This is a genomic window from Neobacillus sp. Soil_C_43, from assembly GCF_057656715.1.
On the sequence record NZ_JBDGJV010000015.1, the window covers coordinates 40,349 to 55,556 of the forward strand.

17 protein-coding genes are annotated in these 15,208 nt (G+C 39.3%); 12 read left to right on the forward strand and 5 right to left on the reverse strand.

The window, feature by feature from the left end; translation table 11 throughout:
- Positions 1 to 7 precede the first annotated feature (7 nt).
- Positions 8 to 1,291, forward strand: coding sequence for an isocitrate lyase (gene aceA / locus AC3A54_RS18470; RefSeq protein WP_308081385.1), 1,284 nt, complete (start codon positions 8 to 10; stop codon positions 1,289 to 1,291).
- 548 nt (positions 1,292 to 1,839) lie between these two features.
- Here aceA and AC3A54_RS18475 read toward each other — a convergent pair.
- A complete protein-coding gene (locus tag AC3A54_RS18475; RefSeq protein WP_487655625.1) occupies positions 1,840 to 2,751 on the reverse strand; it encodes a nuclease-related domain-containing protein in 912 nt (303 codons plus the stop codon).
- A gap of 164 nt (positions 2,752 to 2,915) precedes the next feature.
- Between AC3A54_RS18475 and AC3A54_RS18480 the strand changes: the two genes are divergently transcribed.
- On the forward strand, positions 2,916 to 3,347 hold the full coding sequence (locus AC3A54_RS18480; protein ID WP_487655626.1) for a YueI family protein: 432 nt from the start codon (positions 2,916 to 2,918) through the stop codon (positions 3,345 to 3,347).
- 85 nt (positions 3,348 to 3,432) lie between these two features.
- Positions 3,433 to 3,870 carry a FosM family fosfomycin resistance protein gene (gene fosM, locus AC3A54_RS18485; protein ID WP_487655717.1) on the forward strand — a complete coding sequence of 146 codons (438 nt, stop codon included), beginning with the start codon at positions 3,433 to 3,435 and terminating at the stop codon, positions 3,868 to 3,870.
- Here fosM and AC3A54_RS18490 read toward each other — a convergent pair.
- Entirely contained in the window at positions 3,867 to 4,334 is a 468-nt protein-coding gene (locus AC3A54_RS18490; RefSeq protein WP_487655627.1) for an OsmC family protein, read from the reverse strand. The two genes, fosM and AC3A54_RS18490, sit on opposite strands and share 4 nt — an antisense overlap.
- A gap of 98 nt (positions 4,335 to 4,432) precedes the next feature.
- On the opposite strand from AC3A54_RS18490, the gene AC3A54_RS18495 reads away from it, so the two are divergent.
- Positions 4,433 to 4,915, forward strand: a complete 483-nt coding sequence (locus AC3A54_RS18495) for a VanZ family protein (protein WP_487655628.1) — start codon at positions 4,433 to 4,435, stop codon at positions 4,913 to 4,915.
- Positions 4,916 to 4,920: 5 nt separating this feature from the next.
- Here the strand turns inward: AC3A54_RS18495 and AC3A54_RS18500 are convergent, their stop codons facing one another.
- Entirely contained in the window at positions 4,921 to 5,583 is a 663-nt protein-coding gene (locus AC3A54_RS18500; RefSeq protein WP_487655629.1) for a lysozyme family protein, read from the reverse strand.
- A 218-nt stretch (positions 5,584 to 5,801) separates the two neighbouring features.
- On the opposite strand from AC3A54_RS18500, the gene gatC reads away from it, so the two are divergent.
- The 6 genes from gatC (at position 5,802) to AC3A54_RS18530 (ending at position 11,208) form a co-directional block, all read left to right on the forward strand.
- A complete protein-coding gene (gatC, locus tag AC3A54_RS18505) occupies positions 5,802 to 6,095 on the forward strand; it encodes an Asp-tRNA(Asn)/Glu-tRNA(Gln) amidotransferase subunit GatC (RefSeq protein ID WP_308081378.1) in 294 nt (97 codons plus the stop codon).
- A 12-nt stretch (positions 6,096 to 6,107) separates the two neighbouring features.
- Positions 6,108 to 7,565, forward strand: a complete 1,458-nt coding sequence (gene gatA / locus AC3A54_RS18510; protein ID WP_487655630.1) for an Asp-tRNA(Asn)/Glu-tRNA(Gln) amidotransferase subunit GatA — start codon at positions 6,108 to 6,110, stop codon at positions 7,563 to 7,565.
- A gap of 11 nt (positions 7,566 to 7,576) precedes the next feature.
- Positions 7,577 to 9,004, forward strand: coding sequence for an Asp-tRNA(Asn)/Glu-tRNA(Gln) amidotransferase subunit GatB (gene gatB, locus AC3A54_RS18515; RefSeq protein WP_487655631.1), 1,428 nt, complete (start codon positions 7,577 to 7,579; stop codon positions 9,002 to 9,004).
- A 440-nt stretch (positions 9,005 to 9,444) separates the two neighbouring features.
- Positions 9,445 to 9,645: a hypothetical protein gene (locus tag AC3A54_RS18520; protein WP_487655632.1), complete on the forward strand. Its 201-nt coding sequence runs from the start codon at positions 9,445 to 9,447 to the stop codon at positions 9,643 to 9,645.
- 390 nt (positions 9,646 to 10,035) lie between these two features.
- A complete protein-coding gene (locus AC3A54_RS18525) occupies positions 10,036 to 10,551 on the forward strand; it encodes a hypothetical protein (protein ID WP_487655633.1) in 516 nt (171 codons plus the stop codon).
- Between the two features lie 105 nt (positions 10,552 to 10,656).
- Positions 10,657 to 11,208 (forward strand): hypothetical protein, encoded by a 552-nt coding sequence (locus tag AC3A54_RS18530; protein WP_487655634.1) that lies wholly within the window; start codon positions 10,657 to 10,659, stop codon positions 11,206 to 11,208.
- A 565-nt stretch (positions 11,209 to 11,773) separates the two neighbouring features.
- On the opposite strand, the gene AC3A54_RS18535 is transcribed toward AC3A54_RS18530, so the two are convergent.
- Positions 11,774 to 12,205, reverse strand: a complete 432-nt coding sequence (locus AC3A54_RS18535) for a VOC family protein (protein ID WP_487655635.1) — start codon at positions 12,203 to 12,205, stop codon at positions 11,774 to 11,776.
- A 126-nt stretch (positions 12,206 to 12,331) separates the two neighbouring features.
- Between AC3A54_RS18535 and AC3A54_RS18540 the strand changes: the two genes are divergently transcribed.
- Positions 12,332 to 12,874: a DUF1697 domain-containing protein gene (locus AC3A54_RS18540; protein WP_487655636.1), complete on the forward strand. Its 543-nt coding sequence runs from the start codon at positions 12,332 to 12,334 to the stop codon at positions 12,872 to 12,874.
- 45 nt (positions 12,875 to 12,919) lie between these two features.
- Here AC3A54_RS18540 and putP read toward each other — a convergent pair whose 3' ends face one another.
- Entirely contained in the window at positions 12,920 to 14,410 is a 1,491-nt protein-coding gene (gene putP, locus AC3A54_RS18545; protein WP_487655637.1) for a sodium/proline symporter PutP, read from the reverse strand.
- 223 nt (positions 14,411 to 14,633) lie between these two features.
- On the opposite strand from putP, the gene AC3A54_RS18550 reads away from it, so the two are divergent.
- The gene (locus tag AC3A54_RS18550) at positions 14,634 to 15,188 is read left to right on the forward strand and encodes a thioredoxin family protein (protein WP_487655638.1); all 555 of its coding nucleotides are present in this window, start codon (positions 14,634 to 14,636) and stop codon (positions 15,186 to 15,188) included.
- The last annotated feature ends 20 nt before the right edge of the window (positions 15,189 to 15,208 follow it).

Genomic DNA, 15,208 nt, shown 5'->3' on the forward strand with positions numbered 1-15,208 from the left:
AATGAAAATGACAGATCAAAGAGTTGCTGGGTTACAAGAAAGCTGGGAAATGGATAGCCGTTGGAAAGGGATTACAAGACCGTACACAGCTGAGGATGTTATCAAGCTGCGCGGTTCAGTTGATATCGAACATACTTTGGCTCGCAAAGGGTCTGAGAAGCTATGGAAGCTTTTACATGAAGAGGACTATGTGAATGCACTAGGTGCCCTAACAGGAAATCAGGCAGTACAGCAAGTAAAAGCAGGGCTTAAAGCCATCTACTTAAGCGGCTGGCAAGTAGCAGCCGATGCAAACCTTTCCGGTCATATGTATCCGGACCAAAGCTTATACCCAGCGAACAGTGTTCCAAGTGTGGTTAAGCGAATCAACCAGGCGTTACAGCGCGCCGATCAAATCACTCATTCGGAAGGAGACAACTCGATCGATTGGTTTGCTCCAATTGTGGCCGATGCTGAAGCAGGCTTTGGCGGACAGTTAAACTGTTTCGAGTTGATGAAGGGTATGATTGAAGCGGGTGCTTCCGGCGTCCATTTTGAAGATCAGCTTTCCTCCGAGAAAAAATGCGGACACTTAGGTGGTAAAGTATTGCTTCCAACTCAAACAGCGGTTCGCAACTTAATTGCTGCTCGTTTGGCGGCAGATGTTATGGGCGTTCCAACCGTATTAGTTGCCCGTACGGATGCGAATGCAGCGGATTTAATCACAAGTGATATTGATATGAATGATGCACCGTTTATTACGGGAGACCGTACACCAGAAGGATTTTTCCGAGTGAAAGCCGGGATTGATCAAGCGATTGCTCGCGGTTTAGCTTATGCGCCATATGCAGACTTGATCTGGTGCGAGACTTCTGAGCCGAACATTGAGGAAGCAAGACAGTTTGCGGAAGCGATTCATGAGCAATTCCCTGGCAAACTTCTCGCTTACAACTGTTCACCATCGTTTAACTGGAAAAAGAAATTGGATCAGGAAACGATTGCTAAGTTCCAAGTGGAGCTTGGAAAAATGGGTTACAAGTTCCAGTTCGTAACGCTTGCTGGTTTCCATGCTTTGAACCACAGCATGTTCGAGCTTGCCCGTGGCTACAAGGAGCGCGGCATGGCGGCTTACTCTGAATTGCAACAATCTGAGTTCGACAGCGAGCAATACGGCTACACTGCAACTCGTCACCAACGTGAGGTTGGTACAGGGTACTTTGATCAGGTATCTATGGTGATTACAGGTGGAACATCTTCGACAACGGCGTTGAAGGGTTCTACTGAGGAAGAGCAGTTTACTGGGAAGAAATAAGTTTGTGGCCGTGGCCATGTGGTTTGTGGTATGGCTTGGGCGGGACCCTTCTCTCCTTTTTGGGGGGGAGGGTTTTTGTTGTTTTATATAAAGATAGACTGGTGTTTTCATGTTAATTTAGAAGATGAAAGACAAAATGAAGTAGATTAAGATGAAAACTGTCCTTCATCGGGTGGATGAAGGACAAAATGTAGTAGATTAAGCTGAAAACTGTCCTTCATGAGGTGGATGAAGGACAAAATGAAGTAGATTAAGATGAAAACTGTCCTTCATCGGGTGGATGAAGGACAAAATGAAATAGATTCAGATGAAAACTGTCCTTCATGAGGTGGATGAAGGACAAAATGAAATAGATTCAGATGAAAACTGTCCTTCATGAGGTGGATGAAAGACAAAATGTAGTAGATTCTAACGAATTCTGTCCTTCATGAGGTGGATGAAGGACAAAATGAAGTAGATTCAGATGAAAACTGTCCTTCATGAGGTGGCTGAAGGACAAAATGAAATAGATTCAGATGAAAAATGTCTTTCATTCAAAAAAACCAAGATTACTCATAATAAGCCCATTGATGAACTCCGGTCACACTAAAATGTCGACTTAGAACCCTGCTGATTCTCTTTTTTGACCCAGCACCCTCACACCACTCATAAACTAAATTGGTAGTAATTCCTATACCTGGAAACAGAAGCTGCAATTCCCCTACACCTCGCAAAATTACCGATTCCACCAACTCTTCGCACCCACAATCATCACACACAAACTTCTTACCACAAACGGAGAGCGAAGAAGAGTGGCACATTTGGCATGTTGGTCCCTTTTTTAGCTCCTCATACTTGTATGGACGGATTCGTGTATAGGGAGATTCTATCTGGTGCAAAGCTACAAGCTTGTCTGCAAGTTCTTTATCTTGTTTAGTTATTTGGCAGCGGAGATCATTTAGTTTTTTCATAAAACGATTCAATTGGGATAAGTAGATAATGGGTTCATCTTTTGGGGATTGATAAAGGGTAAACGAGGGATTAATAAAAACAACATATCCCTCAACGTTATAATGATATCCTAGGTTCTGAAGTAATTGTCGCAATAAGGATTTAATTCGCTTTAGTTGATCTAGAGGATTTTTAATTTCCTTTCCCTTTCCATAAAGAGCAGAGAAATTGCCATTTTCGTAAATATAGTCACCTTCGATATTTTTGACTTCAAAAACATATATGGTCTTTGGAAACATAAGTGTGGAATCAATCTGAAATTTAGATTTGTTACTTTCGAGGAGCAAATCATTTAGTATCAAGGGCTTACTCTGGAGCTTCTCCGTGTACAAATCAAACTGGACTTCACCGGCAAAGCCTTTTTCGAGATATAAAAAGTTCTTCTGCTCATCAACCGTGAGATGCATGCGACTGTTTAAAATCCTCCAAATCTTTATCTCATCTGATTCAATTCTAACTTTATAAGGCATACTCCACATCCTTTCTTATTCTCTAAGTTAATCTTATAAAAAATAGCGAGTGAGAAGTATGAACATTTTGTTAATTTTACGGCCAACCCCCACATTTTTGGTAAGTAACGTTTTATAGGGTATTATCATACATAGTAATAGCCTTTTAAATGGAGTTGAATTATTTGAAAAAGCCTACGGTTGATGAAGTGTTGCAGCAGGGGATTTATGGAGCGATAGAGACAAAACCGGATGAGCGGCGCAAATACTTAGGGACTTTACGAGAAAGGATTATTGTCGCCATGAAAAAGAGCCAAGTAGCCGAAACAGAAGTTTATCCGCAGATAGAACAATTAATGAAAGAAAATCCACAGGCTCACTTATTTTTAAATGGAAATATGAGCTATGAGGATCTTTCAAAGTATGTAAAAATGGCGAACAAACAAAAAATAGAGCACACGATCGTGACCAATAAAGAACACGATTCAGAAATAGGATTAGTGTTAGCGATGGATCATGCGATCGATAAGGAAGAAATCTATATAACAAAGAAAATAGCGGTACAAGAAGAGGCTAAAAAAAGTAAGGGTTTTTTTGCTAAACTCTTTAATAGGTAGCAAAATCAAAAGGCTCGTAGTCACTCCACGATACTAAGGGCTTTTTTTATGTTGTATAATAATGGAAAAAAGAAGTGGTGATCGTATGTCAATAAAAGGAATCAACCATTTGCTATTTTCAGTTTCAAACTTAGAGAAATCGATTGAATTTTACCAGAATGTTTTTGACGCTAAGCTACTTGTGAAGGGGAGAAGTACGGCTTATTTTGAATTGAATGGTCTCTGGCTCGCGCTTAACCTTGAAAAGGATGTTCCCAGAAATGAAATTTGCCAGTCCTACACCCACATTGCCTTTTCAATCGAAGAAGAGGACTATACAAAAATGTACCAGAAGCTACAAAAATTAAAGGTCAACATTCTACCTAGTCGGCCAAGGGATGAAAAAGATAAAAAGTCAATTTACTTCACCGATCCGGATGGTCACAAATTTGAATTCCACACAGGGACACTGCAAGATAGACTAGATTACTATAAAAAGGAAAAACCACATATGGAGTTTGGGGACAGTCCCCCGGCGCTTTAGCGCAGTGAGGGACTGTCCCCGCTTTTGATTACAGATGCATGCAGCTCAATTTCCACATTTCCTTTGATGGCGCGGCTGATCATACAGGAGGTTTCTGCTTTTTTGGCAAGTGTATAAGCCAATTCGATGTCTTTTTCAGTAGCATCGTGGTTCAGTACGATCAGCGGTCGGTGAATAATCTTTTTATAGGTAATGACGCCCATTGTTACATCGACAATTCCCACAGATTCCATCGTGAGGTTTTCTTTTTGCAATTTACTGCGTTCCATCATCGCTGCAAGGGTAATGATATAACAGGTGGCAGCGGCGCCCAAGAGCATTTCATCAGGGTTAGTTCCCACTCCCGGTCCATTCATTTCTGGTGGAATGGATACTTTGGTTTTTAAATTACCTGCTTCAATTTCTCCTACGTCATTGCGTAAACCTGGCCAGTTTGCGTACAAATGGAAATGATGTTCTGCCATGAAAGATTCCTCCTAGTTAATTAAAATAACGGTACACTCTATTAAAAAAATATGGTACCGTTAAGTGGTGTTGTAAATTTTTAGGGAGTATTAAATGAATGAAAATTATCTTTAAACTATTATTAATAATCATACTTTGCCTATATTTAGCCGTCCTAACGAAATTAATATTATTTAAATATATCGCTTTAACAGAAATCATCCATCATTTCAATTTCACTTATGACGAATATCATTGGCGTTCAAATAACTTTGTCCCGTTTAAAACAATCTTTTTTTATCTCTACATAGCGGATGTTAACTTGAATATTCGTATTGAGAACTTAGCAGGGAATGTGATTGGTTTTATCCCGTTCGGTTTTATCTTACCATTGCTGATGAAAAAGTTTCAAAGACTTAGCGCTGTGATGCTTGCTTCCTTTTGCTTGAGTTTGACATTCGAGATTCTACAATTATTATTTGAGTTTGGCAGTTTCGATGTAGATGACCTGATTTTAAATACATTTGGCGGAATGTTGGGGTATATTCCAGCTAAACTTCTCTTGCGTATTATTAATTTTAGAAAAAAAACCAACCGATGAATCGATTAAAAAGATCCACTGGTTGGTTTTTCGCTTTCCGAGCCGGTGACTGGAATACTATCAGCCAATAATTGAATATTTTTTGTAACCTTTGTGCTATAGGTAAAATCGCCATAGCAGTAAGGATAGCGGAAATTATTTTTATTTCCCCCGCATGTATAAAGAGTTGGCTTCTTTTTTACTTGAAGAAGAGAAAATTGTTTTGCTAACTCTTCACTATGTTTGCCGCCGTGCTCCGCCACGTAATCCACATACCCGATGCCCATATTGTAGGCCTGTATAATAGTAGGAAAATCTACTTTTTTCTGATTGCCATAAGTGAATACCCGTTGAAAATGCTTCACCCCGACTTGAATACTTTGCTTCGGGTCGGTAATCGAGTTTCTGGCTAAACCGGCTGATTCAGAGGCCTGCATCGGATCCCCGCCCTTCCCATGGCTTTCCTGCTGCATGAGAGCAATAAGAACGTGGGTCTGACTTTCAAGATGATATTTTGCTAGTTCTTGTTGGATCAAGGGACTATATTTTTTTACATCAGCAAATGGATCTTTTTTATCTATAGGGGTTGAAATTGGTTTTTGAAAATAATTTTGAAACATCGCTAAGGCGCAAAAAACTAAAAATAGTACGAAAAAGGTTTTGAACTTCTTCCGTCTTCGCTTCTTCATTCCATAACTCTCCCAGTTCTTTCTTCTGAGAACATTATAAAGGATATGGTATTACCTGTCAGTGTCGTAAGTATGAAAAACAAAGATTATTTGTGGAACCAATCTAAAACTCTATTCTTTTGTTAATAATGATGAAGGAATCATTGCGGTAAAGCGGAAAAGTTTGGTATCATCAATATTAAAATAATAACGAAAATTGGGATTGGAGGTAATCTGAGATGTCACGAATTTCAAATGAGCAGGTGAAACATGTGGCGAACCTGGCACGGTTAGCAATCACCGAGGAAGAGGCAGAAAAGTTTACAAAGCAGTTGGATGCCATTATTTCTTTTGCTGAACAGCTGAATGAATTAGATACAACAAATGTAGAGCCAACTTATCACGTGCTTGACATGAAAAATGTATTGCGTGAGGATGTTCCACAACCAGGACTGCCTCGTGAAGAGGTGCTAAAAAATGCACCGGAACATCAAGATGGACAGATCAAGGTGCCATCGATTTTGGGAGAGTAAGGAGGGAAAAAAGTGAGTTTATTTGATTATAAAGTTTCAGATTTGCATGAGCTTTTACATAAAAAAGAACTAAAAGTTTCCGACCTCGTCAATGAATCGTTCACACGAATTGGTCAGGTGGAGGAAAAGGTACAAGCCTTTTTAACATTGGACGAAGAGCGGGCAAGAGCAACCGCCAAAATGATGGATGATAAGCTAAACTCCGGAGCCGAAAAAGGGTTGCTTTTTGGCATGCCGATCGGTTTAAAAGATAATATGGTGACAAAAGGACTCCGCACCACTTGTGCGAGTAAAATACTAGAAAACTTTGATCCTATCTATGATGCGACCGTTGTTCAGAAACTGCAGCAAGCGGAAACTGTGACGATCGGTAAATTAAACATGGACGAGTTTGCCATGGGTTCCTCGAACGAAAACTCTTACTACAAAAAAACACGTAATCCATGGAATCTTGATACAGTTCCAGGAGGATCATCAGGTGGTTCAGCGGCATCAGTTGCTTCCGGAGAGGTTCTCTTTTCGCTAGGATCTGATACTGGTGGTTCGATCCGCCAGCCTGCTTCTTTTTGTGGAGTAGTTGGGATGAAACCAACCTATGGCCGTGTGTCCCGATTCGGTCTTGTGGCATTTGCCTCCTCACTTGACCAGATAGGACCAATTACTAGAACGGTTGAAGACAATGCCTTTCTCCTGCAAGCAATTTCTGGGTTAGACCCGATGGACTCTACTTCAGCAAATGTGGATGTACCAAACTTCGCTGGCGCTTTAACTGGTGACGTAAAGGGTCTGAAAATTGCGGTTCCAAAAGAATATCTCGGTGAAGGTGTCAGTGAATCTGTCCGTCAATCGGTACTAGACGCATTGAAGGTACTTGAAGGTCTTGGGGCTGTTTGGGAAGAGGTTTCGCTTCCACATTCCAAATACGCACTTGCAACCTATTACTTGCTTTCATCTTCTGAAGCATCAGCGAACCTTGCCCGATTTGATGGTGTTCGTTATGGCTATCGTGCACAGGATGCGGAAAGCTTAATCGATTTATATAAAAAGACGCGGGCAGAGGGCTTTGGGGATGAAGTCAAACGCCGGATTATGCTAGGTACGTTTGCGTTAAGCTCTGGATATTATGATGCGTATTATAAAAAGGCGCAGCAGGTTCGAACACTCATCAAGAAGGATTTTGAAGATGTGTTTGCAAACTATGATGTCATTATTGGACCAACTACACCAACGCCTGCTTTTAAAATTGGTGAAAACATCGACGACCCACTAACGATGTATGTGAATGACATTTTAACCATTCCGGTAAACCTTGCGGGTGTTCCAGGAATCTCCGTTCCATGTGGATTTGATGCGGGTCTGCCATTAGGCTTACAAATCATCGGTAAGCATTTTGATGAGACGACCATTTACCGTGTTGCCCATGCATTTGAACAGGCAACCAACTTTCATAAACAGAAGCCAGAATTGTAGGGGGTGAAATGATGGAATTTGAAACAGTCATTGGACTTGAGGTCCATGTAGAGTTAAAAACGGAATCAAAAATTTTCTCAGCGAGTCCAAACCATTTTGGTGCGGAGCCAAATTCAAATACAAGTGTCATTGATTTAGGCTATCCTGGAGTTCTTCCTGTCTTAAATAAAAAGGCAGTTGAATTCGGTATGAAAGCAGCTATGGCTTTGAATTGTGAAGTAGCTACTCACACGAAGTTTGACCGAAAAAACTACTTTTACCCAGACAATCCGAAAGCCTACCAAATCTCCCAATTTGACAAACCAATTGGAGAGCATGGCTGGATTGAAATTGAGGTAAACGGCTATACGAAAAAGATTGGTATTACAAGAATCCATCTGGAAGAGGATGCAGGTAAGCTAAATCATGAAAAAGGCTATTCACTTTGCGATTATAATCGTCAGGGAACGCCGCTTGTAGAAATCGTTTCCGAGCCGGATATCCGCACTCCTGATGAAGCATATGCCTATCTGGAAAAATTAAAGTCAATTATTCAATATACAGGTGTTTCTGATTGTAAAATGGAAGAAGGTTCACTCCGTTGTGATGCGAATATCTCCATTCGTCCTGTGGGGCAAGAGGAATTTGGAACAAAGGCGGAGTTAAAGAACTTAAACTCATTCAATTTTGTTCGCAAAGGTCTTGAATACGAAGAGAAGCGTCAGCGAGAAGTGGTTTCATCAGGTGGGACAATTGATCAGGAAACACGCCGCTTTGACGAGGCGACGGGTGCAACCCTTCTCATGCGTGTAAAAGAAGGCTCAGATGATTATCGTTACTTCCCAGAGCCGGACTTACTGGATTTATATATTGACGAGGACTGGAAGGCACGAATCCGTGCTGAAATCCCTGAACTGCCAGACCAGCGTCAGAAACGATATATCGAAGAACTAGGTCTGCCTGTCTACGATGCCAAGGTATTGACCGTGACGAAAGAAATGGCTGATTTCTTTGAGGAAACAGTAGCTGGTGGAGCGGATGCCAAGCTTGCATCGAACTGGATAATGGGAGACGTTTCTGCCTATCTGAATGCGGAAGGGAAAGAACTTGATAAAGTTGCGTTAACTCCAGAAGGGTTAGCGAGTATGATTAAGCTGATTGAAAATGGCACAATTTCTTCTAAAATCGCGAAAACTGTTTTTAAAGAGTTAATTGAAAACGGTGGCGATGCAGAGCAAATCGTTAAGGACAAAGGACTTGTGCAAATTTCCGATGAGGGCACTCTTCTAAAAATTATAGCAGAAGTACTTGATGCCAATCCGAAATCAGTAGAGGATTTTAAGGATGGAAAAAGTAAAGCAGTTGGCTTCCTTGTTGGTCAGCTGATGAAAGCAACAAAAGGACAGGCCAACCCACAACTGGTCAACCAATTATTGCAACAGGAATTGCAAAAAAGATAAACAGAAGCTGGCAGAATCAAGTTAAAGGGTTCCGTTTTCGGGTGCTTTCTTATTAAAAGACACAAGAATTGACGTATGAATTGGCATACGTCTTTTTCTTTATTTATCAAGGTTTCTACGAAATTTCATTAACTTTGACATAGCGATTGACATCATTATTATTATGGTCAATAAGTATTGTACAATTAAAAAAGAGGGTCAATACTTCTGTCATTTGCAGTGCCGTTTTGAGTTATAAGCTGGTCGATAAAAAGCTGCTGATTCCCGCTTCTAGGATCAAGAGGGTCCGCACTTATCGGTTGGGGGATCAGGTTAACCACTCGATCTGATAAATAGACGGAAAAATCTCGCTTAATTAGTAATTATTATTAAAAAAATCTTAAATAGACGGAGAGATTCCGCCTATTGACTCGAAAAATTCGAAAATGGGAGATTTTGCTTTGTATAATCGGAAAAACTCCCCTTATATACCACGAAACGAGCTCCATTCTGCATCTAACCGAAAAATCTCCGCTTATTTTACTTTTGCTGGTTACTCGATTAAGGACAAGACATCTTATTTAAAAGGGAGTGAGTATATCTCGAAAATCCAAGAGAAGCTCATTTTGATGGATTCCGGTGAACTGTATCACAATATATAAATAAGGTTTTTGTATACCAATAACGATGCCAATACGACTGTCATTTCGGCACATATTTTAAGAAAAGCACCTCAAAACGGAACTTGAATATGAGTTATCTCTTAACGAATTTCAAAGGGGAAACAAATACATTGATGGTTTACATACCAATTCAAATTACACAGCTCTAGCTCATCTTTGGTTGATAAAACAAACTCTTCATTCCAAGAAATGGCGATTTGTATCCGATGAGGACGAAACGATAATGAAGTCTATTTATCGTGTATTCAACGAGGAGATTCAATTAGATAATGTTCATCATTTTTATGTAAAACAGACCGGGATAAGACACTTCAAGATGCATTCCGTGAACATATTTCGGCTGCTTTGAAACTAAAGGCGTGGGGTGAATTGAACGGATTTGAAGAACAATCTCTAAACAAATTAGCCACAATAAAAGTTTCACTTGAATTAAAAAGAAAACCGTTGTACAAAGTCTTATCTGATGGCAAACAGAATTATAAAGTTTGGGCAAAGAAACCGATTGAACATCCTCTTCCCCCTTCAGATCAAGGGTACTTTACTGTAGATTGTACAACGGATATAAGTTCCTATTCGGATGAATATGTCGCCTATATGCTATTAAAAGTCACTGACAGACCGACAAGCAATTTTATGCAAATGATTCGAAGAAGGTTATCAGTACTTGAAAGACCGTTGGTAACGGCGAGAGGAAGTGGCAAAAGCTACATTTATGCAAACTTTAATCCAAAGTATGCTCAAATGGATGTCACCATCCTACGAACCTACTACAATTTTTGTTCGAGAACAAAATCAAAAGGAAATAACAAAAAGTTAACTCCGGCTCAACACCTTGGTATTGTGAACAAGCAATTTTCACTCAACGATATTTTGTATTTTAAATAAATTAGCGCTTGGAAATTGTATTTATAAGTAGAAAAGGAATTTCCGTAATCGATATAGAATCCTTAATTGGGCAAGTAATCTTCCTAAAATGAAGGGAAATGTTATATGGAAAAATCAAAAAATGTTTTTGATGCTTTTAATAAATCTTTACCTAAAGACCAATCTATATCTGAGCGAGAAAGAAAAAACTTAGAAAGTGAATTAGATAGGGCTGATAAGATATTTAAAACTTTAAGTAGTAAAAATTTTTTATCAGAATTTAAAATGAATCTTAACAAAGCAAAAACCGAGAATGATATTGAAGAGCTTATCAAAAAAACGGTAAATATAATTACAAAACAAATTAAGCAAATGAAAATAAAAAATGTAATTGATTCAATTACATTAAGAATTGAAAATTATGAGTATCCCTTTCCACCGACCATTATTATTTCAACTGATAGTGATGAAATAGAAATGGAGACAGAGCTTATTAAACCAAAAGAATTACATTATGAATTTGATGCAATTAGTGCTGACTATAACTTAATAAATGCAAATAATATTGATAGTATTTTAGAAACTTATAATAAAATTCTTACCAAACTCATTGAGTATAATTGGATAACTATTTGTAAAACATCTAAACAATTTGTAGTTAAATTAGTTAAACCTTGATGTATCATTGGACAATTTCTTTATATAAATAGAAAACACCGCGAATTTGCGGTGTTTTGTTGTGGTGGTACTATTATGTGAATTGTTATGTGATTAGCTGTGTTAAAAGTCGGTGAAATAGTATGTAATTTATATATGCTTTTTAAAGTTTTGCACCTCACAAGTAAACCCGTTAGAATCAAGTCTGCCGGCTTTTTCTTTGAATTATAAGAATGTATAAAATTCGCTTCGAGAATTGTCCAGCTCCAGCGCCTAGCCCCTCAGGTCAAATAACCTTCGGCAATAAAAGTCAAAAGGCGGACTTTTCTTGCCGAAGAACATTTGCCTGTCGGGGCTGAACAAGACGCTTTCGCTTTTCTTATTTTTGTCGAAACGTTTTTCGACATTCCTCGCTTCATTTCCCGGGAAAAAACCCTTTGTTTAAAAGGGGCTTAGGTGGAATTAACCAAACGTTTGATTGATGATGAACCGTAGGGGAACTTGTCGAAGCGTGCTTTTTTTGACACGAAAGAACAATATCCCAATAAAAAAATGCCAGGCAATTGCCTAGCGCCATACTTGAAAATTAGAAAGAAATCATTGCCCCGCGTTCATCGAAAACTGCTGAAGGATTCCAAGCGACTTCCCAAAGATTATTTTCTGGATCTGCAAAATATGCTGTCCGTCCGCCCCAAAAAGCATCACTCGGTTCTCTGACAATTTTTGCTCCAGCCTTTCGGATTTCCTCAATGACAGAGTCAACCTGCCCTGGCTCCTCCAAATTAATTGCAAAGGTTACCCCACGAAAAGCTCCAGGCGATTGTGTAATTTCAATATTCGCATCCTTGGCAAGCTCCTTAATTGGAAATAAGGAAAGCAACACACCGGCTGTTTTAAAAACGGCATAGGTATCTGAACTAATACTGGTTTCTTCCCATCCTAATGACTGATAAAAAGATCGAAGTGCTGGTAAATCATAAGCGCCTATAGTAATCAAACTAACTCGTTGTGGAACCATTATTTATCCCTCCAATAAAATGTCTGTACCTTTATTTCTACAAATCAATTGCCTTCTCCTTCAATCTGGTAGTTTAGTTCGAATAGAAAATGGTAAGATTTAGAGAATAGGGAAAGAGGGATCTCAATGACAATATATATTGCACTATTAAGGGGAATTAATGTAGGCGGTCATAATATTATTAAAATGGCTGAATTAAGACAGCTGCTTGAAAGCATGGGTTTACATAAGGTGAAGACTTATATTCAAAGTGGGAATGTTTTATTTGAATCTGAGGAGGGGGCTACACAACTCACCCAACGATTAGAGGAAGAAATCAGAACTACTTTTGGATTTTCTGTCCCCGTTATCTTAAGGACTGCGGAAGAATTGACACGGATCATTCAGGATTGCCCCTATTCGTTAGATTGTTTAAACGAAGGAGAAAGTGTTCAACTGGCCTTTTTGGCAAGCAAACCTTCCCAGGAGGGCATCGAATATGTAGAAGGTTTTCAAAGTGAACTGGATGAATGTCGAGTTATCGGTAGGGAAGTTTATTTATTCTTTCGTCAAAGCATCCGTGATTCAAAGCTAGCGATTCAGTTGCCAAAGCTAGGCGTTCCTGCAACCGTACGGAACTGGAAGACAGTGCTTAAGCTGGCAACATTAGCAAAAGAGTTGGCTAAATGAAAGAAAGCCCGGATTATGAATCATCCGGGCTTTTTCAATAGTCTATTATTGTTTTAATAAACGAACACTTTCAGTGAACTCTTTTTCGATTTCATCATTTTTCTTATAAGTGAGTAAGCTGACAATGTAAGCCACAACCAGGTTAAGTACGAAGCCTGGAACGATTTCATAAAGCGATTCGCCAAAAATGACTTTACCAAGGTCCGCATTTTTCCAAACGATAACGGTAACAGCACCGACGATCATTCCGAACAGGGCTCCCCAGTTGGTTGTCTTTTTCCAGAATAAGCTTAATAGAATGATAGGACCAAATGATGCTCCGAAACCTGCCCACGCATAGGCGACAAGGTCTAAAATTGTGTTGTTTTGTTGGAAAGCAAGTGCAGCTGCAACAACAGCAACAAGGAGCACGGCCATTCTGCCTAAGAAAACTAACTGTTTATCCTTCGCGTTTTTGTTCATTACTACTTTATATAAATCTTCAACTAGTGCACTTGAGGTTACGATCAACTGAGAAGAGATCGTGCTCATGATGGCAGCCAGAATAGCGGCCAATGCAAATCCTGCAAATAAAGGATGGAAGAAGATTTGACTTAACGAAATAAAGACAGCTTCTGGATTCTTTAATGAAAAATCAGCATTATTATGGAAGAATGCCAGGCCGATAAATCCAGTAAGAATGGTCCCAACTAAAGAAATAATCATCCAGCCCATTCCGATGCGACGGGCACTTTTTGTTTCTTTGATTGTTTTAATGGCCATAAACCGAACGATGATATGTGGCTGTCCAAAGTATCCAAGGCCCCAAGCCATTGCAGATACAATTCCAATAAAAGTAGTTCCTTTAAATAAATCTAGTAAGGTAGGGTCAATTGCACGAATCGTATCAAACGTTTCCGCTGGACCACCTGTATGGAAAATACCAATCGCAGGAACTAAAAGTAACGCAATCAGCATCATTAACCCTTGAATGAAGTCTGTATAACTTACTGCCAGGAATCCACCAAATAAAGTGTAGGCAACAACAACGCCACCAACGATATATAGACCTGTATGGTAGCCTGTTCCAAATGAACTTTCAAAAAATACTGCTCCCGAAACCATTCCTGAAGACACATAGAAAGTAAAGAAAATAAGTATAACGATACCTGATACAATGCGGAGTAGTTTCGTTTTGTCTTTAAAGCGATTTTCTAAATAACTTGGAATTGTAATAGAGTCATTGGCTACCTGCGTATAGGAGCGCAGACGAGGTGCTACCAATAACCAGTTTAAATAGGCTCCAATTGTTAAACCGACAGCGATCCAAGCATCCGCTAAACCGCTTACATAAATTCCGCCTGGTAAGCCCATTAATAGCCATCCACTCATATCAGCTGCGCCAGCACTCAAGGCGGTTACTGCAGGTCCTAAAGACCTTCCCCCGAGCATGTAGTCCGTCAGATTGCTAGTTTTTCGATAAGAATACCAACCGATGAAAAGCATCATGGCGATGTAGATTCCAATCGAAACTAATTGTAGTGTCTCGTTTGACATACTTTTCCCCCTTTATTATATTGGAAATTACTTATAATAATATTTCCTATATATGAAATATTCTATCAACTTATTAAATTCATTTCTAGTACTAATTTATTGCTTTATGAAAATAGTAATAAGTGCTTGTAGAATACCATAAGAAAACGTTTCAATGCAGTTCAATTGTAACGTCTGACTAAAACGACTATCATATAAGAAAATCGGAAGGGGTGTAGTTGGGATGGATTTAAACATTTGGTTTCAAAAAGGAATGACAGTGGATGAATATATTAATGCAATGACTAGTAATAAAGAAGAGATGCTATCCATTTGTGAGCATTTCACCCTATCGGCTGAAGACACCAAGAAGCTAGAGGAATTAAGGGAGAAGCAGTTACGAGTCATCGTTATATCAGAGGATTGGTGTGGGGATGCACTCTTGAATAATCCAATTTTACTCAAAATTGCTGAAGCTAGCGGGATGGAGGTTCGGTTTGTTCTTAGAGACCAAAATCTAGAGTTAATAGACCAATACTTAACAAATGGCACATCAAGGGCCATTCCCATTTTCATTTTTATCGACCAAGAGGGGAATGAAGTGGGGGTTTGGGGTCCAAGAGCACCAGAAATGCAGGCACTTGTGGAAAATGAACGTGCAGCCCTGCCTGAAAAGGATGCAGTTGATTTTCAGGAAAGACAAATGGAAATGTATAAGCGCTTGAGAACATCTTATCAGCAGGACGCAGCCATTTGGCAAACAGTAGCAAGCAGCATAATAGCGACAATATTAAAATGAAAATGAGGCTGACTCAGAGT